This is a genomic window from Streptomyces sp. NBC_00727 (assembly GCF_045161745.1).
GTDB lineage: Bacteria > Actinomycetota > Actinomycetes > Streptomycetales > Streptomycetaceae > Streptomyces.
Genome location: NZ_CP108981.1, coordinates 2,613,467 through 2,631,523 on the forward strand (window position 1 = coordinate 2,613,467; position 18,057 = coordinate 2,631,523).

General features: G+C 70.7%; 21 protein-coding genes and 3 pseudogenes. 8 read left to right on the top strand and 16 right to left on the bottom strand.

Features of this window, described 5'->3' with window-relative positions:
- Positions 1-47: 47 nt before the first annotated feature.
- Positions 48-596: an acyl-CoA thioesterase gene (locus OG242_RS11580; protein ID WP_405898070.1), complete on the bottom strand. Its 549-nt coding sequence runs from the start codon at positions 594-596 to the stop codon at positions 48-50.
- Between the two features lie 119 nt (positions 597-715).
- Here OG242_RS11580 and OG242_RS11585 point away from each other — a divergent pair, with 119 nt between their 5' ends.
- The 3 genes from OG242_RS11585 to OG242_RS11595 are packed head-to-tail and all read left to right on the top strand — an operon-like array spanning position 716 to position 2,564.
- The gene (locus OG242_RS11585; RefSeq protein ID WP_405898071.1) at positions 716-2,011 is read left to right on the top strand and encodes an LCP family protein; all 1,296 of its coding nucleotides are present in this window, start codon (positions 716-718) and stop codon (positions 2,009-2,011) included.
- Between the two features lie 41 nt (positions 2,012-2,052).
- Positions 2,053-2,448: a histidine phosphatase family protein gene (locus tag OG242_RS11590; RefSeq protein WP_405898072.1), complete on the top strand. Its 396-nt coding sequence runs from the start codon at positions 2,053-2,055 to the stop codon at positions 2,446-2,448.
- Entirely contained in the window at positions 2,439-2,564 is a 126-nt protein-coding gene (locus tag OG242_RS11595) for a hypothetical protein (RefSeq protein ID WP_405898073.1), read from the top strand. Before OG242_RS11590 ends, OG242_RS11595 begins: the two co-directional genes overlap by 10 nt.
- Here the strand turns inward: OG242_RS11595 and OG242_RS11600 are convergent.
- The 6 genes and pseudogenes from OG242_RS11600 to OG242_RS11625 form a co-directional block, all read right to left on the bottom strand.
- Entirely contained in the window at positions 2,549-3,355 is an 807-nt protein-coding gene (locus tag OG242_RS11600; RefSeq protein ID WP_405898074.1) for a class I SAM-dependent methyltransferase, read from the bottom strand. The genes OG242_RS11595 and OG242_RS11600 overlap by 16 nt on opposite strands.
- A complete protein-coding gene (locus tag OG242_RS11605) occupies positions 3,352-3,840 on the bottom strand; it encodes a hypothetical protein (RefSeq protein WP_405898075.1) in 489 nt (162 codons plus the stop codon). The genes OG242_RS11600 and OG242_RS11605 overlap by 4 nt, the downstream gene beginning before the upstream one ends.
- Positions 3,833-4,291 (bottom strand): hypothetical protein, encoded by a 459-nt coding sequence (locus OG242_RS11610; RefSeq protein WP_405898076.1) that lies wholly within the window; start codon positions 4,289-4,291, stop codon positions 3,833-3,835. Before OG242_RS11610 ends, OG242_RS11605 begins: the two co-directional genes overlap by 8 nt.
- Positions 4,288-4,533, bottom strand: a complete 246-nt coding sequence (locus OG242_RS11615; RefSeq protein ID WP_405898077.1) for a DUF397 domain-containing protein — start codon at positions 4,531-4,533, stop codon at positions 4,288-4,290. Before OG242_RS11615 ends, OG242_RS11610 begins: the two co-directional genes overlap by 4 nt.
- 7 nt (positions 4,534-4,540) lie before the next feature.
- On the bottom strand, positions 4,541-4,741 hold the full coding sequence (locus tag OG242_RS11620; RefSeq protein ID WP_405898078.1) for a DUF397 domain-containing protein: 201 nt from the start codon (positions 4,739-4,741) through the stop codon (positions 4,541-4,543).
- Positions 4,738-5,592 (bottom strand): annotated as a pseudogene (locus OG242_RS11625) (helix-turn-helix domain-containing protein). Before OG242_RS11625 ends, OG242_RS11620 begins: the two are co-directional and overlap by 4 nt.
- A 42-nt stretch (positions 5,593-5,634) precedes the next feature.
- Between OG242_RS11625 and OG242_RS11630 the strand changes: the two are divergent.
- Positions 5,635-6,064: pseudogene (locus tag OG242_RS11630) on the top strand (ATP-binding protein).
- Positions 6,065-6,135: 71 nt separating this feature from the next.
- Positions 6,136-6,435, top strand: a pseudogene (locus OG242_RS11635) (DNA alkylation repair protein); the annotation flags it as partial.
- On the opposite strand, the gene OG242_RS11640 reads toward OG242_RS11635, so the two are convergent.
- From OG242_RS11640 to OG242_RS11650, 3 genes are all read right to left on the bottom strand, one after another.
- Positions 6,432-7,016 carry a DUF4276 family protein gene (locus tag OG242_RS11640; RefSeq protein WP_405898079.1) on the bottom strand — a complete coding sequence of 195 codons (585 nt, stop codon included), beginning with the start codon at positions 7,014-7,016 and terminating at the stop codon, positions 6,432-6,434. The pseudogene OG242_RS11635 and the gene OG242_RS11640 overlap by 4 nt on opposite strands.
- Positions 7,013-8,182, bottom strand: coding sequence for an AAA family ATPase (locus OG242_RS11645; protein WP_405898080.1), 1,170 nt, complete (start codon positions 8,180-8,182; stop codon positions 7,013-7,015). Before OG242_RS11645 ends, OG242_RS11640 begins: the two co-directional genes overlap by 4 nt.
- Positions 8,183-8,301: 119 nt before the next feature.
- On the bottom strand, positions 8,302-9,459 hold the full coding sequence (locus OG242_RS11650; protein WP_405898081.1) for an acyl-CoA dehydrogenase family protein: 1,158 nt from the start codon (positions 9,457-9,459) through the stop codon (positions 8,302-8,304).
- A gap of 175 nt (positions 9,460-9,634) precedes the next feature.
- On the opposite strand from OG242_RS11650, the gene OG242_RS11655 reads away from it, so the two are divergent.
- On the top strand, positions 9,635-10,978 hold the full coding sequence (locus OG242_RS11655; protein ID WP_405898082.1) for a UDP-glucose dehydrogenase family protein: 1,344 nt from the start codon (positions 9,635-9,637) through the stop codon (positions 10,976-10,978).
- 14 nt (positions 10,979-10,992) lie between these two features.
- Here the strand turns inward: OG242_RS11655 and OG242_RS11660 are convergent, their stop codons facing one another.
- The gene (locus OG242_RS11660; protein WP_405898083.1) at positions 10,993-11,502 is read right to left on the bottom strand and encodes a CGNR zinc finger domain-containing protein; all 510 of its coding nucleotides are present in this window, start codon (positions 11,500-11,502) and stop codon (positions 10,993-10,995) included.
- A 103-nt stretch (positions 11,503-11,605) separates the two neighbouring features.
- Between OG242_RS11660 and OG242_RS11665 the strand changes: the two genes are divergently transcribed.
- Entirely contained in the window at positions 11,606-11,965 is a 360-nt protein-coding gene (locus OG242_RS11665; RefSeq protein WP_132903301.1) for a VOC family protein, read from the top strand.
- 18 nt (positions 11,966-11,983) lie between these two features.
- Here OG242_RS11665 and OG242_RS11670 read toward each other — a convergent pair whose 3' ends face one another.
- From OG242_RS11670 to OG242_RS11680, 3 genes are read right to left on the bottom strand one after another with little or no spacing between them, the layout of a single operon-like run.
- Positions 11,984-13,180, bottom strand: coding sequence for a dipeptidase (locus tag OG242_RS11670; protein ID WP_405898084.1), 1,197 nt, complete (start codon positions 13,178-13,180; stop codon positions 11,984-11,986).
- A 5-nt stretch (positions 13,181-13,185) separates the two neighbouring features.
- The gene (gene purE / locus OG242_RS11675) at positions 13,186-13,725 is read right to left on the bottom strand and encodes a 5-(carboxyamino)imidazole ribonucleotide mutase (RefSeq protein ID WP_405898085.1); all 540 of its coding nucleotides are present in this window, start codon (positions 13,723-13,725) and stop codon (positions 13,186-13,188) included.
- The gene (locus tag OG242_RS11680; protein WP_405898086.1) at positions 13,722-14,861 is read right to left on the bottom strand and encodes a 5-(carboxyamino)imidazole ribonucleotide synthase; all 1,140 of its coding nucleotides are present in this window, start codon (positions 14,859-14,861) and stop codon (positions 13,722-13,724) included. Before OG242_RS11680 ends, purE begins: the two co-directional genes overlap by 4 nt.
- Positions 14,862-15,022: 161 nt before the next feature.
- Here OG242_RS11680 and OG242_RS11685 point away from each other — a divergent pair, with 161 nt between their 5' ends.
- Positions 15,023-15,544, top strand: a complete 522-nt coding sequence (locus tag OG242_RS11685) for a GtrA family protein (RefSeq protein WP_405901580.1) — start codon at positions 15,023-15,025, stop codon at positions 15,542-15,544.
- A 161-nt stretch (positions 15,545-15,705) separates the two neighbouring features.
- Here the strand turns inward: OG242_RS11685 and OG242_RS11690 are convergent, their stop codons facing one another.
- Together OG242_RS11690 and OG242_RS11695 are read right to left on the bottom strand one after the other, a co-directional pair.
- The gene (locus OG242_RS11690) at positions 15,706-16,971 is read right to left on the bottom strand and encodes an ATP-binding protein (protein WP_405898087.1); all 1,266 of its coding nucleotides are present in this window, start codon (positions 16,969-16,971) and stop codon (positions 15,706-15,708) included.
- Positions 16,972-17,024: 53 nt separating this feature from the next.
- Complete coding sequence (locus OG242_RS11695; RefSeq protein WP_018104033.1) at positions 17,025-17,702, bottom strand: response regulator transcription factor; 678 nt, start codon at positions 17,700-17,702, stop codon at positions 17,025-17,027.
- Positions 17,703-18,057 lie beyond the last annotated feature (355 nt).

An 18,057-nucleotide genomic window follows, 5' to 3' on the forward strand; every position in this document is an offset into this window, starting at 1 on the left:
GAACCGGTCAGGGGTGGGCCTCGCGCCCCTCGGCCGGCCCCGCGCCCTCAGTCCTCGATGCCGTCGGCCAGCCGCTTCTCGCGCAGCTCCCTGATCGCGCGGCGCCGGGCCAGCCGGTGCGTGCGGCGGATCTGCGCCTCCTGGTAGCGCCGCTTGTCGCGCTCCGTCTCCGGGGTCACCTGCGGTACGGGGCGGGGCCGGCCGTCCGCGTCGACCGCCGCGAACACCAGGTACGCGCTGCCGACCTGCTGCGCGGGCGTCGACTCGTTCCAGCGCTCGGCCATGACCCGGACGCCGACCTCCATGGAGGAGCGGCCGGTCCAGTTGACCTGGGCGCGTACGTGCACGAGGTCGCCGACGCGGACCGGCTCCAGGAAGACCATCTCGTCCATCGAGGCCGTGACGGCGGGCCCGCCGGAGTGCCGGCCGGCCACGGCGCCCGCCGCGTCGTCGACCAGCTTCATGATCACGCCGCCGTGCACCGTACCCAGGAGATTGGTGTCGCTGCCGGTCATGATGTGGCTGAGGGTGGTCCGGGAGGCCGCGGTGGGCTTGGCCGGAATGTCGCTCTCCGGGCGCGGAGCCTGATCTGTCATGCCGTCCACCTTATGCGTGGCCCCGGAACGCGTCGCAATGCATCAGCTTCGCAACAGCCCTGGCCCGATTCCCCACACGCCCTGTAAGAGGGACAACCCCGACCTGCACACTGGTCCGTATGAACGATTGGCCCGACGGCTGGACCGACGACAACCGCAGCGGCAACCGCTACGGGCAGGGCAGCGCGAGCGAGCGGCCCGAGGGCGCCCGCTCGATGCCGCACGTCCAGCGCCGCCCGGCCCCGCCGCAGCAGCGCCCCGCGCCGCCGAGGCAGCGCCCGGTACCGCAGCAGCCGTCGGGCTACGACGACGGTAACCCGCAGTACGACAGCGGTTACAACACCGGCCAGGTGTACGGCGGCGGGAACGGCGGCCGTGGCGCGGGGCACGGCGGCGACGGCGGTGACCGCGGTCACGTACAGGGCCGCCCGGGCCCCGCGCCCGACTGGCGCCGCCGGATCAAGATCGGCGCGCTGGTCCTGGTCGTCGCGCTGCTCGGCGTCTCCGTGGGCACGTACTTCTGGGCCGACTCCAAGCTGAACCGCGCCGTCGACCTGTCGAAGGTCATCGAACGGCCGGAGGCGGGCAAGGGGACGAACTACCTGATCGTCGGGTCCGACAGCCGCGAGGGCATGACGTCCGAGGACAAGAAGCGGCTCCACACGGGTTCGGCCGACGGCAAGCGGACCGACTCGATGATGATCCTGCACACCGGCGACAACGGCCCGACACTGGTCTCGCTGCCGCGCGACTCCAACGTCGAGATCCCGTCGTTCGTCGGCTCCGACTCCGGCAAGAAGTACCCGGGCACGGGCAGAACGACGAAGCTGAACGCCGCGTACGCCTCGGACGGGCCGGAGCTGCTGGTCCGTACCGTCGAGTTCAACACCGGCCTGCACATCGACCACTACGTCGAGATCGGCTTCGGCGGCTTCGCCAAGATCGTGGACGCGATCGGCGGGGTGGAGCTGGACATCCCGAAGGCGTTCAAGGACAAGTACTCGGGCGCCGACTTCCCGGCCGGCAAGCAGACCCTGAACGGCCAGGAGGCCCTGGCCTTCGTCCGCACCCGCCACGCGTTCACCTCGGACCTGGACCGTACGAAGAACCAGCAGAAGTTCCTCGCGGCGCTGGCGAGCCAGACGGCGACGTTCTCGACGATCATCAACCCGTTCAAGCTGTACCCGACGATGGGCGCCGGCCTGGACACGCTGATCGTCGACAAGGACATGTCGCTGTGGTCGCTCGGCAAGATGTTCTTCGCGATGAAGGGCGTCACGGGCGGCGACGGCACGTCGATGAACATCCCGATCGCCGGCAACGTGGGCTCCAACCTCGCCTGGGACAAGGCGAAGGTGAAGAAGCTGGTCGAGCAGCTGAAGAACGACGAGAAGGTCACGGTCACGGAGAACTGAGGGGGCGCGTCCCGCACCTCTTCCCCTGTCGCGGAGCCGCCATGCCTGTCCGGATCGTGTACGAGTCGCACGCCACGACCACCGACAACGAGGCGGGGATCGCCACGGGATGGCTGCCGGGGCGGCTCTCCGCGACCGGGCGCCGCCAGGCCGCCGAACTGGGCGACCGGCGGCGCGGCACCGGGCTCGACGCCGTCTGCACCTCGGACCTGGCCCGCGCCGTGGAGACGGCCCGCATCGCGTTCGCCGGCGCAGAGGCCAGGGGGCGTCTTGCCGATCAGGGTCGGTCAGGCCTCGGCGTCTGGTGCGGTGCATCGCAAGGCGCCGGAGCGGCCTCATCGCGGAGCGATTTGGGCGTTTCGGCAACGCCGCGAGGTGCCGTGCCAGGCGCCGCGGACCCGGCCCTGATCGGCAAGACGCCCCCTAGGTGCTCCTGATCGCCCACTCGGCGAACCGCTGGGCCCTGGACTGCCTGCTCGCGGGTGCCCGGCTGGAGAGCCTCGTCGCACACCCGCCGCCGTGGCAGCCGGGCGTCTCCTACACCGTGCCCTGAGCCAGCACCGCCACGTGCTCCAGCGTCAGCAGCTTGTCGTCCGCGAGGAGTTCGCGGCACAGCGCGTCGTACTCCCGCTTGGCCGCCGCCACGCCCTCCGGCCCGGCGCTGGTGACCATCGCGCCGACCGCGCCGATCCCGGCAGCGGGGCCCGCCCACCAGTCCTCCGGATCGACCCGGTGGTCCCAGGCGTGCGCCTCGCCCTGTACGTCCGCGAACCCGGCGGCCCTGAGCAGCGCGGTCAGCCCGTCCTGGGTGCGCGGAAAGTTGCGCTCCTCGTCGACCGTGGCCAGCCAGTCGGGCCGGGTGAGCCCGGCGGCCTGGGCGGCCCGCCCGACCAGCGTCTGCCCCGGGGTGCCCGGCAGCTGCCAGACGGTGACGGCGATCCGGCCTCCGGGGCGGGTGACCCGGCGCATCTCGACGAGGGCTTCCAGGGGGCGGCCGACGTGGTTGAGCACGAAGTTGCCCACGACCGCGTCGAACTCCGCGTCGGCGTACGGGAGCTGGGGCAGCGTCCCGGTGCGCACCTCGGTCCCGGGCGCGGCCCGCCGGGTTGCCGCGACCATGTCCGGCTCGGCGTCCACGGCCCGGACGGAGGCGCCGCGCGCGAGGGCGGCCGCGGTCACGTTGCCGGTGCCGCACCCCACGTCGAGCAGGCGCGTCCCGGGCCCGGCCCCGGCGGCGTCCAGCAGGGCGGGCACGGTGCGGACGCAGAGCTGGGCGGCGGTACGGGCGTAGCTCTCGGCCTGCCCGTCCCATATCCGCCGCTCCATCACGTCGAACGCGGTCATGTGTCGTCTCCTCCGGTACGGGTGGGGGTCTGCGGTTCCGCTTCGTTCAAGTCCTCGTGCAGGGCGCCGAGTACGCGCCCGGTGGGTTCGCCGCGCGCGGAGAGCTCCCCGAGGAACCACCCGGGCAGCCGCCCCGCCGCCTCGTCCGGGACGTCACCCCGGTCCGGGTCGTCGAGCCCCTGGAGCAGCCCGAAGGCGGTCTCCCGGGCGACCTCGCGCGCGATCTCCCCCAGCTCCTCGGCGGTCAGCCCGAGCCGCACGGCCCGCTCGACGGCCCCGCCGGCCACGCCCTCCCGGCGGTAGGCGGCCACCCATCGGGGCGCGGTGGTGCTCCATTCGTCGATGTCCTGCCACACCGCGCGCAGCAACCGGAACCGGGCGAGCTGCGGCAGCCCCTCCTCGGCCTCGGACTCGGCCCACCCTTCGGCGTCCTCGGCCCCGAGCACGTCGAAGAGCCGGGCGAGCGGCCCGATGTCCTCAGGCACTGCGGAAGTTGCGGGACAGCCAGGGGCTGAGCATGGCACGCGGCACCAGCTCCTTGTACGTCTCGTCTCCGGGCAACGGCACGACGAGCCACTGCCCCGGCGGGAACAGCCGGCCCTTCACATAGGCCGTCCCTCCGTACACGGACCGCAGGAACGCCGGTACGGAGTCCCGGGGCACGTCGTCGAACACCACCCCGTCGACGGTGATCCGCGCGTCGTCCTCCGGGAACACCTGCACGGTGACGGCGGGCGCCCCGCCCAGCTCGACGAACGCCTCGTGCGGCAAGGCCCCGTCCGCGTCGGTCACGGCGAACGCCCCCGCGGACTCCCGCCGGGAGGTCTGATCGGCCCCGATGTCGTCGGTGACGGTGACCTCCAGGTCGTACGCCCGGGCGACTTCGCGTACGGCCGTGACGGCGGCCTCGGTGGTGGGCAGGTGGGGGTGCGTCACGCGGTGTGGGCAGCGTGGGCGACGAAGGCCGCCCAGGCGCGCGGAGCGTGCGCGAGGTGGGGGCGGCGGACGTCTTTGGAGTCCCGGACGAGGACGCCTCCGGGAGCGGCTGCGACCTCGATGCAGTTGTTGCCGCTGCTGCTGTCGCTGTAGCTGCTCTTGAACCAGGCGACCTCGATGCAGTCGCTCTCGCTGCCGTTGCTGCTATAGCTGCTCTTGAACCACGTCAGCCCGTCAGCCATGTCGACATCAGCCCTTCGCTGTGTACGACGTGAAGTCAGCCCATGCGCGCTCCTCGAAGGCGAGCACTGGGCCCTGCGTGTTCTTGGAGTCCCGTACGAGGACGGCGTCCCGGGCGGCCGCGACCTCGACGCAGTCGTTTCCGTCACCACTGCTGCTGTAGCTGCTCCGGAACCACGCGGCTTCCCCGCCAGAGGGCTTGTCGATCATGTCTCTCCCAGCAATTGCGCGATGAAGGCCAGTGACTCCCTTGGAGAGAGGGCCTGGGCCCGGATCATCCCATAGCGCAACTCCAGGATCCTGAGCTGCTTCGGGTCAAATACCGGGCGGCCACTGAATGCCCCCTCCGAGCATCCTACGGCGGTGCCGTCGGGAAACTTCAGGACCTCGATCAGACCGCCCGTCCCAGGGTGCTCCTCGCGGTGGGTCGGTACAACCTGAATCGAGACATTGCGCAACTGCCCCAGCTCCAGCAGGTGTTCCAATTACTCTCGCCATACCGTCCTACCCCCAACAGGACGGCGCAGCGTCACCTCTTCCTGCACGAAGCTGAGCGCAGGGCCTGGCTCGCGGTCGAAGATCGCTCGCCGTGCCAATCGCGCGGCCACCACGCGCTCCAACTCGTCCTGCGTATAAGCGGGCAGCCACCCTGCGAAGAGGGCCCGCATGTGCCCTTCTGTCTGTAGCAGGCCGTTGATGTTGTGATGGTGGTAAGCCGCCAGCTCCACCGCCTGTGCTTCCATCTTCGCCAGATCCCGAACCTTCTTCGGGTACCGCACCACCGCCAGGTCCTGCTTCATCACGGCGATCTTGCCGTTCGCGCCCAGGACGTCGTCCGACCTGTCCAGGTACTCGGGCCGGGGAATGCGCCGCCCGCCCTCAACCTTGTAGATCAAGCCCTCCCCGTACCCGATCGCCACCCCGAACTCCGCCGCCCTCATCCCCGCTGCCTCGCGCCAGGCCTTGAGCTGGCGGCCCACGGCGGCGACCACCGCCGCACCCGACTCGTCGTCGGGATCAACGTCCCAACCGTGCTCGTCCGCCTCGTTGTTGACGCTCATCCGTACCCCACTTCCGACGCGCGTGCCTTCGTTCCTCAACCGATGACCGTCCCCACCCGTCACGCCGGACAGCCGGGACAACGCCGGACAAGCGCCGGACAGTCACCGTACGCAAGGGCTCGGTCACTGTGCTGCTCTCCCCCACCCGCCGTGGCATACCTGGACCTCTGGGACCTGCCCTCGGCGCCGGCCGCGCACATCGTCGCGGAGCTGGCCGCGAACGCGGCGACGCACGGGCGGGTTCAGGGGCGGGACTTCCAACTGAGCCTCGCCGTCCGCGAGGACACCGTGCTGCGGATCGAGGTCACGGACACGAAGGGCGATTGCCTGCCCGTGGCTGCCGCACCCGACACGCATGCGGACACCGGGGCGTGGACTGGTGATCGTCGAAGCCCTGGCCGACCGCTGGGGCGTCGTCTTGGGGCCTGTGCCGCGCAAGACGGTGTGGGCGGAGCTCGACCTCGTACCGTGACGCGGTCCACCGGGTCGCGGAGGCCCGCGACCCGGTGCGCCACGACGTCAATTGCTTTGAAAGAACCCTGGTGCCAGCCGAAGGCGTACGCGCGGGACGAGCTGGACCGCATGCTGCGCGAGGCGCGGGCGCCCAAGGTGCACGACTGGCTCGTGAACTACGTGGTGAAGAAGACCCCGGACCGGCTCCAGTGGGCGATGAACACCTGCCTCGCCCAGATCGGCATCGAGCACCCCGAACACCGGGCCCGCGCGCTGGACATCGGCGAGCGGCTCGGTGTGCTCAAGGACTACCCGACGCCCCGGGGGTGCACGTCGCCGTACGCGCCGGTGTGGATCGGGGAGATGGTGCGGCGGCGAGGCGGAAGCTAGCGGAGCAGGAGTTCCACCGCGTGGATCATCCGTCGGAATGACCGGCTTCGGCCCGCCGCCAACTGGAGATCCATGACACCGGAGAACTTCGCCTGGTGGAGCGTCTCCTTGTACGACTCCTTCATCCGGCTCTCGAGCTGGCTCTTGGCTCCACGCCTGGCCTCCGGGTCGTCCGGAGCCGTGGCATCGTCTCTCACCGCGGAATATCCTCGCAGCGATTCCACTGCCGCCAGGAACCATGCCTCGTATTCGTGCCGCGCAATCACAATCTCAACCGGCACAGCGACCAGGCCCGCTTCGGGAGCGAGACTGCCCGCCAGCTCGACCGGACAGGTGATGTCGCTGTCATCGCCATCCCGGAGGACGAGCACGCCGCCCCTGCCGCGTACGCGAGCAGCTTGGACGCGGATCGCCTTGCTCAATTCGTCCGGCTTGCGCATTTTTCCGGAGTCGAGCCGAAAGGGCTGGGCCACCTCCGCATACGTCCCGCTGAATTCCGCGACGATGCGGCTGATGAGCTCCCGCACCGCCGTCACTTCTCCGTGCCCCTCCACAATCGGGGCAATCACAGGAACGGTCACCGCGCGGTCTCCGGAAGCAATTGGTCCGTCCGTAGCAGCTCTCCCGGCGTGTAGAGCTGCTCCCGCATGGCCAAGGCCCCTGCCTCGTCCAGGGGCCCGATCCTTGTCTCGCCACCTATCGAACGGACCGCGCGCAGTTGGGAAAGCTCGAAGTCGTGGCGGTCAAGCAGGTCAGGGCTGTGACTCGTCACGATCACTTGGCGTCGCTCGCTCGCGTCACGCAGTGCATCGAGCAGGACGCTCGCTGCGGCGGGATGCAGAGCGCTTTCCGGCTCCTCGATCCCGACCGTGCTGAGCGTGGAACCCGTCCCCGCGAACAGCGCCACCAGCACTCCGAGAGCGCGCAGCGTGCCGTCCGAGACCGACTGGGCCTGAAAGCGCCAAGGATTCTTCGCCCCGGGAACGTCCTGAGCGAATTCGAGCGTCTCCCAGTTTCCCAGTTCAGAGCGGGACACCTCGTGCATGCCGGGGACGATCTGTTGCAGATACGCCTCGATCCGCCCCTTGTCGGCCGGCTCGAGCCGGTGGAGGACGCTGGCGATATTGGCGCCATCGCGATTCAGGAACTCACCCGTGTCGGGCGTCTGCGGCTGACGCATCACGTCTGGGTTCAGGCTGAACACGCTGATGCCCGCAAGACCGTCGAAGGCAGGCCGGAACACATCGAGGCCCGCGGCAGACACCAAGTACAGCCGCTGCCCGCTCACGGGGGGCATCACCGGCTCCGAGGACTCCGCCAGCACCCCTTTGTCGATCCGGAAGTAGGCGTCCGCGCGGCGGCTTCCCTCGCCACGTCCCGCGCCGAGCCACACACCACAGTTCTCCCTGGAAACGCGGAAGCCACCGCCACGCACCGCTGCGACTTCGAACCCGTACTCCCCCTCGTAGCCGTGCCCACGGAATTCCAGGTCGATGGAGAAGTGCGTCGGATGTCCCGTGGACCGCCTCCGGACCTCCGCCACTCCGCCACGGCTGCGCAGCGCCTGGTCGAGCGACGTCTGCAACGAATCGGAGAGCAGCCTCAAGGCATCAAGGAAATTGCTCTTGCCCGAGCCGTTGGGCCCCACGAGAAGCAACAGCTGCCCCAGGCTGACGTCGGCCTCCGCAATGCTGCGGTAGTGCCTGAGCCGGACCCTGGTCAGCGAGAAGGCGTCGATGTCCTGCATCCAGTCAGTCTGACAGCTCGTACGGTCCTCCAGCGTTCACACGGAGGACGCATCCGGACCAGCCGCACAGCGGCCCGCCCACGAGGTCTCGGGGGCGGGCCACGGAAGAGTCCCGACGGTTACGGAAGGTTCCGCGCCATCACGATCCGCTGGACCTGGTTCGTGCCTTCATAGATCTGGGTGATCTTGGCGTCGCGCATCATGCGCTCGACCGGGTAGTCACGGGTGTAGCCGTAGCCGCCGAGGAGCTGGACGGCGTCCGTGGTGACCTCCATGGCGACGTCGGAGGCGAAGCACTTGGCGGCGGCGCCGAAGAAGGTGAGGTCGGCGTCGACGCGCTCGGACTTGGCGGCGGCCGAGTACGTGAGCTGGCGGGCGGCCTCCAGCTTCATGGCCATGTCGGCGAGCATGAACTGCACGCCCTGGAAGTCCGCGATCGGCTTGCCGAACTGCTTGCGCTCCTGGACGTAGCCCTTGGCGTAGTCCAGTGCGCCCTGGGCGACGCCGAGGGCCTGGGCCGCGATGGTGATGCGGGTGTGGTCCAGGGTCTTCATCGCGGTGGCGAAGCCGGTGCCCTCCTCGCCGATCATGCGGTCGGCGGGGATGCGGACGTTGTCGAAGTAGACCTCGCGGGTCGGGGAGCCCTTGATGCCGAGCTTCTTCTCGGGGGCGCCGAAGGAGACGCCCTCGTCGGACTTCTCGACGACGAAGGCCGAGATGCCCTTGGAGCGCTTCTCCGGGTCGGTGACGGCCATGACCGTGTAGTACTCGGAGACGCCCGCGTTGGTGATCCAGCGCTTCACGCCGTTGAGGACCCAGAAGTCACCGTCGCGCACGGCGCGGGTCTTCATGCCGGCGGCGTCGGAGCCCGCGTCCGGCTCGGAGAGGCAGTACGAGAACATGCCGTCGCCCTTGGCGAGCGGGCCCAGGTACTTCTTCTTCAGGGCCTCGGAGCCGGAGAGGACGACGGGGAGGGAGCCGAGCTTGTTCACGGCCGGGATGAGAGAGGAGGAGACGCAGGCGCGGGCCACCTCCTCGATCACGATGACCGTGGCGAGCGCGTCGGCGCCCGCGCCTCCGTACTCCTCCGGTACGTGGACCGCGTGCAGATCGGCGGCGGTGAGGGCGTCCAGCGCCTCCTGCGGGAAGCGTGCCTCCTCGTCGACCGCGGCCGCGTACGGGGCGATCTTCGCCTCGGCGAGCGCGCGCACCGTCTCACGGAGCATCTCGTGCTCCTCGGCCGGACGGTACAGGTCGAAATCGGTGGAACCCGCCAAGACGCTCACTCCCCAGGGTGCTAACTACCGTTAAGTAACCCAATTTTAGGCGTTCGACCCGCCCCGGGCATACGCGCTCGGGCCGTGAGCTGCGCGACAGCCGGAAACGGGAGGTTTCACGGGCGGGACTATGCTCGTTCACCGCATGTCCGTCCGCATCTCACAGGAGCACTTCATGGCCCTCAGGATCACCGTGATCGGGACCGGCTATCTGGGCGCCACGCACGCCGCGGCCATGGCGGAGCTCGGCTTCGAGGTCCTGGGCCTCGATGTCGTGCCCGAGAAGATCGAGATGCTGTCCGCCGGCCGGGTCCCGATGTACGAGCCGGGGCTGGAGGAGTTGCTGCAGCGGCACGTCGCGGGCATCGAGGGCTCCACCGGGCGGCTGCGGTTCACCACCTCCTGGGACGAGGTGGCGGACTTCGGCGACGTGCACTTCGTCTGTACCAACACTCCGCAGAAGCACGGTGAGTACGCCTGTGACATGACGTACGTCGAGAGCGCCTTCGACTCGCTGGCGCCGCTGCTGACCCGCCCCGCCCTGGTCGTCGGGAAGTCCACCGTGCCCGTAGGCTCGGCCGCCCGCCTCGCCGCCCGCCTCGCGGAGCTGGCCCCCGTGGGCGCCGACGCGGAGCTGGCCTGGAACCCGGAGTTCCTGCGCGAGGGCTTCGCGGTCGACGACACGCTGCACCCGGACCGGATCGTCGTCGGCGTGGCCGGCGAGCGGGCCGAGAAGCTGCTGCGCGAGGTGTACGCCGTGCCGGTCGCGGAAGGGTCCCCGTTCGTCGTTACGGACTACCCGACCGCCGAACTGGTGAAGACCGCCGCCAACTCCTTTCTCGCCACCAAGATCTCGTTCATCAACGCCATGGCGGAGGTCTGCGAGGCCGCCGACGGGGACGTCGCGAAGCTCGCCGAGGCGATCGGGCACGACGAGCGCATCGGCAGGAAGTTCCTGCGGGCCGGCATCGGCTTCGGCGGCGGCTGCCTGCCCAAGGACATCCGCGCCTTCATGGCCCGCGCCGGTGAGCTGGGCGCCGACCAGGCGCTGACGTTCCTGCGCGAGGTCGATTCGATCAACATGCGCCGCCGCGGCCACATGGTGGAGCTGGCCCGGGAGGCCGTGGGCGGCGGCTCCTTCCTCGGCAAGCGGGTCGCCGTGCTGGGCGCCACGTTCAAGCCCGACTCGGACGACGTACGCGACTCGCCGGCACTCAACGTCGCCGGTCAGATCCACCTCCAGGGCGGCCAGGTCACCGTCTTCGACCCCAAGGGCATGGAGAACGCCCGCCGCCTCTTCCCGACCCTCGGGTACGCGGAGAGCGCGCTCGAAGCGGTGCGCGGCGCGGACGTCGTGCTGCACCTGACGGAGTGGCGGGAGTTCCGCGAGCTGGACCCGGAGGCGCTGGGCGCGGTCGCGGGCAGCCGGACCCTCCTCGACGGGCGCAACGCGCTGGACCCCGCCGTGTGGCGCGCGGCCGGCTGGAGCTACCGGGCGATGGGCCGCCCGACCGCCTGACCCGGGCCCCTTTCTCAGCCGCGCCTCGCGCGGTACGTACGCATCTTGGCGCGGGCGCCGCACACCGACATCGAGCACCAGCGGCGGCGCCCCGCCGGGCTGCGGTCGTAGTAGGCCCAGCGGCAGTCCGCCGCCTCGCACGCCTTGAGCCGGGCCCAGGTCCCGTCGGCCACTGCGGCGGCGATGGCGGCCGCGACCCGCGCCGTGAGCCCGGGCGGCTCCTCCACCGGGCACAGCGCCGCCCCGCCCGCCGCGTCCACGGTGACCCGCAGCGGCACCTTCGCGAGCAGCCGGTCCAGTACGCACAGCGGGTCGCCGTCCGAGCAGTGGCCCGCGTGGGCCAGGCAGGCCGCGCGCAGGGCCTCGCGCAGTGCGCGCGCCGCCGGGGCGTCCGGCTCCGCGAGGGCGAAGGCGGCGCGCCCCTCCGCCGTGTCGAGGCTGTCCGCGCCGGTCTCGACGTTCAGGCTGTTGACCAGCGCTTCGACGAGCGCGAGTCCGCCGGGCGCGGAGTCCCTCTCATTCATGGTTGCGACGTTACCCCCAATGCGGGAGCATGCAGTCACGGTTACCGGTTGAGCGCATCAAGTGGTAACCACCTGTCCGTAGTCTGCCCGAGGAGGAAGCAACATGGCTCTGGCCGCAGTGGGTGCCGTCGTCCTGGACTGCCCCGACCCCGTCGCCCTCGCGAACTTCTACGCCGCGCTGATCGGCGGCGAGGTCGAGCAGCAGGAGGACTGGGTGGACCTCACGGGAGGCGCGGGCGCCCCGCTCGCCTTCCAGGCCGCCCCCGGCTTCGTACCGCCGAAGTGGCCGAGCGCCGACGCGTCGCAGCAGTTCCACCTGGACCTGACCGTGCAGGATCTGGACGCGGCGGAGCGGGAGGTGCTGGCGCTGGGCGCGACGGTGCTGGAGGCGGACGACCGGGAGCGGTCCTTCCGGGTGTACGCCGACCCGGCGGGGCACCCGTTCTGTCTCTGCGCCTGCTGAGAACGGCGCCCCGGTGGCTCAGGCCGCCGGGGCGTCCAGCTGTTCGATCGTGGCGTGCGACGGGCCGCGCCGCGTGCGCAGGTCCCGCGCCACGTCCTCGGCGGAGCGCAGCACCCGTACGGCGTTCTGCCAGGTGAGCTTGGCCAGGTCGGCGGCGGACCAGTTGCGGCGCAGCAGCTCCGCGATCAGGTTCGGGTAGCCGGCGACGCTCTCCAGGCCCTGGGGCAGGAAGGCGGTGCCGTCGTAGTCGCCGCCGATGCCGATGTGGTCGATGCCCGCGACCTCGCGCATGTGGTCGAGGTGGTCGGCGATGGTGGCCACGGTCGCGGCCGGGCGGGGGTTCGCCGCCTCGAACGCGGCGTGCAGCTTCATCGCGCGCTCGGTGGTGTCCAGGTGGTGCAGCCCGTGCGCGCGGAGGTTCTCGTCGGCGGCCTTCGTCCAGGCGACGGCCTCGGGCAGGACGAACTTCGGGACGAAGGTGGCCATGGCGATGCCGCCGTTGGCCGGGAGCAGGGCCAGGACGTCGTCTGGGATGTTGCGCGGGTGGTCGCAGACGGCGCGCGACGAGGAGTGCGAGAACATCACCGGCGCCTCGGAGGTGGCGAGCGCGTCCCGCATGGTCGTCGCCGCGACGTGCGAGAGGTCGACGAGCATGCCGGTGCGGTTCATCTCGCGGACGACCTCGTGGCCGAACGGCGAGAGGCCGCCGACACCGGGCTCGTCGGTCGCGGAGTCCGCCCAGGCGATGTTGTCGTTGTGGGTGAGCGTCATGTAGCGGACGCCCAGTGCGTACAGGCCGCGCAGCGTACCCAGCGAATTGTCGATGGAGTGCCCGCCCTCGGCGCCCATCAGCGAGGCGATCCGGCCCTCGGCGCGGGCCGCCTCCATGTCGTCGGCGGTCAGGGCGCGGCGGAGGTCCGCCGGGTAGCGGTCGAGGAGCTCGGCGACGGCGTCGATCTGTTCCAGGGTGGCGCTGACGGCGGCGTCGCCCGCGAGGTCGGAGCGTACGTAGACCGACCAGAACTGGGCTCCGACGCCCCCGGCGCGCAGCCGGGGGATGTCGGTGTGCAGGTGGGCCGACTGGTCCGTGGCGATGTCGCGTACGGCCAGGTCGTAGTTGACCTGCTCGCGCAGCGCCCACGGCAGGTCGTTGTGGCCGTCGACGACGGGGTACTCCGCGAGGAGTTCCCGGGCCAGGTCCAGTCGGTCCGTCATGATCCCTACTTCCCGAAGCCGAAGGACTCCGCGCCGGCGGCCTTCTGGCGCAGCCGCTTGCCCTTCTCGGTGGCCTGGTCGTTGAGGTCGCCCAGGAACTCGGTCATCCGGCCCTGGAGACCGGGGTCGGCCGCGGCCAGGACGCGGACGGCCAGCAGGCCGGCGTTGCGCGCGCCCGCGATGGAGACGGTGGCGACGGGGATGCCGGCGGGCATCTGGACGATGGACATCAGGCTGTCCATGCCGTCGAGGTACTTCAGCGGGACCGGGACGCCGATGACGGGCAGCGGGGTGACCGAGGCGAGCATGCCGGGCAGGTGGGCGGCGCCGCCCGCGCCCGCGATGATCGCCTTGAGGCCGCGGCCGGCCGCGTTCTCGCCGTACGCGATCATCTCGCGGGGCATGCGGTGGGCGGAGACGACGTCGACCTCGTACGGGATCTCGAACTCGTCGAGGGCCTTGGCCGCCGCTTCCATGACGGGCCAGTCCGAGTCCGAGCCCATGACGATGCCGACGACCGGGGCGGCGGAGGCGGGGGAAGTCATTCGGTGATCGTTCCTCGCAGGTAGTCGGCCGCGTGCCGGGCGCGCTCGCGCACGTCCGCCAGATCGTCGCCGTAGGTGTTGACGTGTCCGACCTTGCGGCCGGGCTTCACGTCCTTGCCGTACATGTGGATCTTGAGCTGCGGGTCGCGCGCCATGCAGTGCAGGTAGCCCTGGTACATGTCCGGGTAGTCGCCGCCGAGGACGTTGCACATGACCGTCCAGGGGGCGCGGGGGCGCGGGTCGCCGAGCGGGAGGTCGAGGACCGCGCGGACGTGGTTGGCGAACTGCGAGGTGATCGCGCCGTCCATGGTCCAGTGCCCGGAGTTGTGCGGGCGCATGGCCAGCTCGTTGACGAGGATGCGCCCGTCACGGGTCTCGAAGAGCTCGACCGCGAGGTGGCCCACGACGCCGAGCTCGGACGCGATGCGCAGCGCGAGTTGCTGGGCCTCGCCCGCCAGTGCCTCGTCCAGCCCGGGGGCCGGGGCGATGACCGTGTCGCAGACGCCGTCGACCTGGACGGACTCGACGACCGGGTAGGCCACGGCCTGGCCGTGCGGGGAGCGGACGATGTTGGCCGCCAGCTCGCGTACGAAGTCGACCTTCTCCTCGGCGAGGACCGGGACACCGGCCCGGAACGGCTCGGCCGCGTCCGCCTCGGAGCGGACCACCCAGACGCCCTTGCCGTCGTAGCCGCCGCGCACGGTCTTGAGGATGACCGGGAAGCCTCCCCCCTCCTCGGCGAAGGCCGCGGCGTCGGCCGGGTCCTTCACGATGCGGTGGCGGGGGCAGGGCGCGCCCATCTCGGTGAGCTTCGCGCGCATGACCCCCTTGTCCTGGGCGTGCACCAGAGCGTCGGGGCCGGGGCGTACGGGAATGCCGTCCGCCTCCAGGGCCCGCAGATGCCCGGTCGGCACGTGTTCGTGATCGAAGGTGATCACGTCACAGCCGCGCGCGAAGGCCCTCAGCGTCTCCAGGTCGCGATAGTCGCCGACGACGACCTCACCCGCCACCTGGGCCGCGGAGTCCTGAGCGGTGTCGCTGAGGAGCTTGAACTTGATGCCGAGGGGGATGCCCGCCTCGTGGGTCATACGGGCGAGCTGACCGCCACCGACCATGCCGACTACCGGGAACGTCACGCTTCCAGGGTATCCGCACCGGCCGCCGACACCCGTGGGCGGGGTTGAGCCCGCCACACCCGCGCCCGAAGGCAACGCACAGGCGTCCGGTGGGCGTCCTGGTTAGCATGGCCGGGTTGACGGAACACGAAGCCGAACTTACGGACGGGCTGAGCGATCACATGAGCGAACGAGGCGCACTGCGGGCCCGGCTGGAGCTGCTGGCCCGGGAGATCGCCAAGTTCGGCGTGGTCGGCGCGGTCGGCCTGGTCGTGAACATCGCCGTGTCCAACCTGCTGTGGCGCTACACGGACATCCCGACCGTGCGCGCGGGGCTCCTCGCCACGTTCGTCGCGATCCTCTGCAACTACGTGGGCTTCCGGTACTGGACCTACCGCGACCGCGACAAGACCGGCCGCACGCGTGAGCTGACGCTGTTCCTGCTGTTCAGCGCGGTGGGCGCGGTGATCGAGACCGGCGTGCTGTACGTGGCGACGTACGGGTTCGGCTGGGACACGCCGGTCCAGAGCAACGTGTTCAAGATCGTGGGGATCGGGATCGCGACGCTGTTCCGGTTCTGGTCGTACCGGACGTGGGTGTTCAGGGCGTTGCCCGCTTCGCGGGAGGTGGAGGGTGACAAAGAGGCCCTCGTGAGCGTGCCTGCGCCCGCGGTGCGGGTGGAGGCGGACACCGCTCGTCGGTAGGCCCGGGGCGTCCGGGCGGACGCTTTGTCCTCAATCGCCGGACGGGCTTGATTCTGCCGGCGTCGATGTGACGCGCGGGCCCGGTTTGCCGGACGGGCTTGATTTTGCCGGCCGTGGATGTGACGCGCGGGTCCGATTTGCCGCAGGCTTGATGCAACAGCTCACCGCACCGGGCGTTCCGGTTCCTCTCTCGGCTGGGACATGCGGCTCAGGAAGAGGGCGAAGACCGGGGGCTGCTGCTGGAGGAGTTCCAGGCGGCCGCCGTCCGCTTCGGCGAGGTCGCGGGCGACCGCGAGGCCGATGCCCGTGGAGTTGCGGCCGCTGATGGTCCGCTCGAAGATGCGCGCGCCCAGGTCGGCGGGGACCCCGGGGCCCTCGTCCGTGACCTCGATGACCGCCTGGTTGCCGGTGACCCTCGTGCGCAGCGCGACCGTACCGCCGCCGTGCATGAGGGAGTTCTCGATCAGCGCGGCCAGGACCTGGGCGACCGCGCCCGGGGTGCCGACGGCGCTGAGCCCCTGCTTGCCGGAGCAGACGATGGCGCGCCCCTCGCCCCGGTAGGCCGGGCGCCACTCCTCGATCTGCTGCTTGACGACCTCGTCCAGGTCGAAGACGACCGCGGAGCCCGTCCGGGGGTCGCGGGCGTTGGTCAGCAGCCGCTCCACGACGTCCGTGAGCCGTTCGACCTGGGCGAGGGCGATGTGCGCCTCCTCCTTGACGGTCTCCGGGTCGTCGGTCAGCGAGATCTCCTCGATCCGCATGGACAGCGCGGTGAGCGGCGTACGCAGCTGGTGGGAGGCGTCGGCGGCGAGCCGGCGTTCCGCGGTCAGCATGCGGGCGATCCGCTCGGCGGAGGCGTCGAGAACGTCGGCGACGCGGTCCAGCTCGGGCACCCCGTACCGCTTGTGGCGCGGGCGGGGGTCGCCGGAGCCCAGGCGTTCGGCGGTCTCGGCGAGATCGGTGAGCGGCGAGGCGAGCTTGTTGGCCTGGCGTACGGCGAGGAGAACGGCGGAGACGATGGCCAGCAACGCCACCGCGCCGATGATCATCAGCGTGCGGCCGACCTCGCGGGTGACGGCGGAGCGGGACTCCTCGACGGTGACCTTCTCGCCGTGCTCACCCGTCTCGGTGGCCGTGATCACGCTGCCGCCGGGGCGCTCGCCGACCTCGATGGGAGCGCGGCCCGGCATCTTGACCAGGGCGTAGCGCTTGTCGTCGATCTGCTCGGCCAGCACCCCGGGGTTGATCCGCTCGGCGCCCAGGAGCCGGCTCTCGATGACGCTGATCAGCCGCAGCGCCTCGGAGTCGACGCTCTCCTGGGCGCTGCTGCTGATGGTGCGGGTCTCGACGATCACGAGGGAGACGCCGAAGACGGCGATCACCACGAGCACGACGGCGAGGGTGGAGTTGATCAGTCGTCGGCGCATGCCTGCTTCTGTACGTCAGTCGGCTCGGGCGGACAGCGGGGACGCTACAGCCCCTAGCTCTTCTCGAAGCGGAAGCCGACGCCCCGCACCGTGGCGATGTAGCGCGGGTTCGCCGCGTCGTCGCCGAGCTTCTTGCGGAGCCAGGAGATGTGCATGTCGAGGGTCTTGGTGGACGACCACCACGTGGTGTCCCAGACCTCGCGCATCAGCTGGTCGCGGGTGACGACCCGGCCCGCGTCCCGGACGAGGACGCGCAGGAGGTCGAACTCCTTGGCGGTGAGCTGCAGTTCCTCCTCGCCCATCCAGGCCCGGTGCGATTCGACGTCGATGCGGACGCCGTGCGTGGCGGGCTGGGGGGCGGGCTCGGTGGCGCCGCGCCGCAGCAGGGCCCGGACGCGGGCGAGGAGCTCGGCGAGGCGGAAGGGCTTGGTGACGTAGTCGTCGGCGCCCGCGTCGAGCCCGACGACCGTGTCCACCTCGTCGGCGCGGGCGGTCAGGACCAGGACCGGCACGGTGTGACCCTCGGCACGGAGCCGGCGGGCGACTTCGAGGCCGTCCATGCCGGGGAGCCCCAGGTCGAGCACGACCAGGTCGATGCCGCCCTGGAGTCCGGCGTCGAGCGCGGTCGGGCCGTCTTCCCGCACCTCGACCTCGTAACCCTCCCGCCGCAGGGCGCGGGCCAGCGGTTCCGAGATGGATGCGTCGTCCTCGGCGAGCAGTACACGGGTCATGCACTGATGGTAGTCCGCGCGGCGGACAGGGCGGGAGGTGATCCAGCAGCCCTGCGGGTCCGCTCCCCGTCACCGTCAGGACCTTCGAATATGCGAGTGTGGTTGCACCTGGACCTGTGATCCATCTCTCAAGTCCTTCCATATCGGGCTCTGTCGTGTCGTAAGGTGTCTCAACGCCTATTGCACTACTCAAGGACCTTTGGGCAGCTCTGAGCGCCAAGGGTCTCTTTTGTGTGCGGGGCCGGTACCCGCCGGCCCGGAATTCAGTGAATGACCTGTGGGCCGGGCCCGGAGCGCCGACGAAGGCGCCGCCGGGCGTGGATCCCGTCGCGGTGGGCGTGCCCGCGGCGGTGCC

What these genes read in the sequence shown, in the direction of transcription:
- OG242_RS11580 (WP_405898070.1), bottom strand. Translation starts at nt 596, where the DNA reads ATGACAGATCAGGCTCCGCGCCCGGAGAGCGACATTCCGGCCAAGCCC.
- OG242_RS11585 (WP_405898071.1), top strand. Translation starts at nt 716, where the DNA reads ATGAACGATTGGCCCGACGGCTGGACCGACGACAACCGCAGCGGCAAC.
- OG242_RS11590 (WP_405898072.1), top strand. Translation starts at nt 2,053, where the DNA reads ATGCCTGTCCGGATCGTGTACGAGTCGCACGCCACGACCACCGACAAC.
- OG242_RS11600 (WP_405898074.1), bottom strand. Translation starts at nt 3,355, where the DNA reads ATGACCGCGTTCGACGTGATGGAGCGGCGGATATGGGACGGGCAGGCC.
- OG242_RS11615 (WP_405898077.1), bottom strand. Translation starts at nt 4,533, where the DNA reads ATGGCTGACGGGCTGACGTGGTTCAAGAGCAGCTATAGCAGCAACGGC.
- OG242_RS11620 (WP_405898078.1), bottom strand. Translation starts at nt 4,741, where the DNA reads ATGATCGACAAGCCCTCTGGCGGGGAAGCCGCGTGGTTCCGGAGCAGC.
- OG242_RS11645 (WP_405898080.1), bottom strand. Translation starts at nt 8,182, where the DNA reads ATGCAGGACATCGACGCCTTCTCGCTGACCAGGGTCCGGCTCAGGCAC.
- OG242_RS11655 (WP_405898082.1), top strand. Translation starts at nt 9,635, where the DNA reads ATGGCCCTCAGGATCACCGTGATCGGGACCGGCTATCTGGGCGCCACG.
- OG242_RS11660 (WP_405898083.1), bottom strand. Translation starts at nt 11,502, where the DNA reads ATGAATGAGAGGGACTCCGCGCCCGGCGGACTCGCGCTCGTCGAAGCG.
- OG242_RS11665 (WP_132903301.1), top strand. Translation starts at nt 11,606, where the DNA reads ATGGCTCTGGCCGCAGTGGGTGCCGTCGTCCTGGACTGCCCCGACCCC.
- OG242_RS11670 (WP_405898084.1), bottom strand. Translation starts at nt 13,180, where the DNA reads ATGACGGACCGACTGGACCTGGCCCGGGAACTCCTCGCGGAGTACCCC.
- purE (WP_405898085.1), bottom strand. Translation starts at nt 13,725, where the DNA reads ATGACTTCCCCCGCCTCCGCCGCCCCGGTCGTCGGCATCGTCATGGGC.
- OG242_RS11685 (WP_405901580.1), top strand. Translation starts at nt 15,023, where the DNA reads ATGAGCGAACGAGGCGCACTGCGGGCCCGGCTGGAGCTGCTGGCCCGG.
- OG242_RS11690 (WP_405898087.1), bottom strand. Translation starts at nt 16,971, where the DNA reads ATGCGCCGACGACTGATCAACTCCACCCTCGCCGTCGTGCTCGTGGTG.
- OG242_RS11695 (WP_018104033.1), bottom strand. Translation starts at nt 17,702, where the DNA reads ATGACCCGTGTACTGCTCGCCGAGGACGACGCATCCATCTCGGAACCG.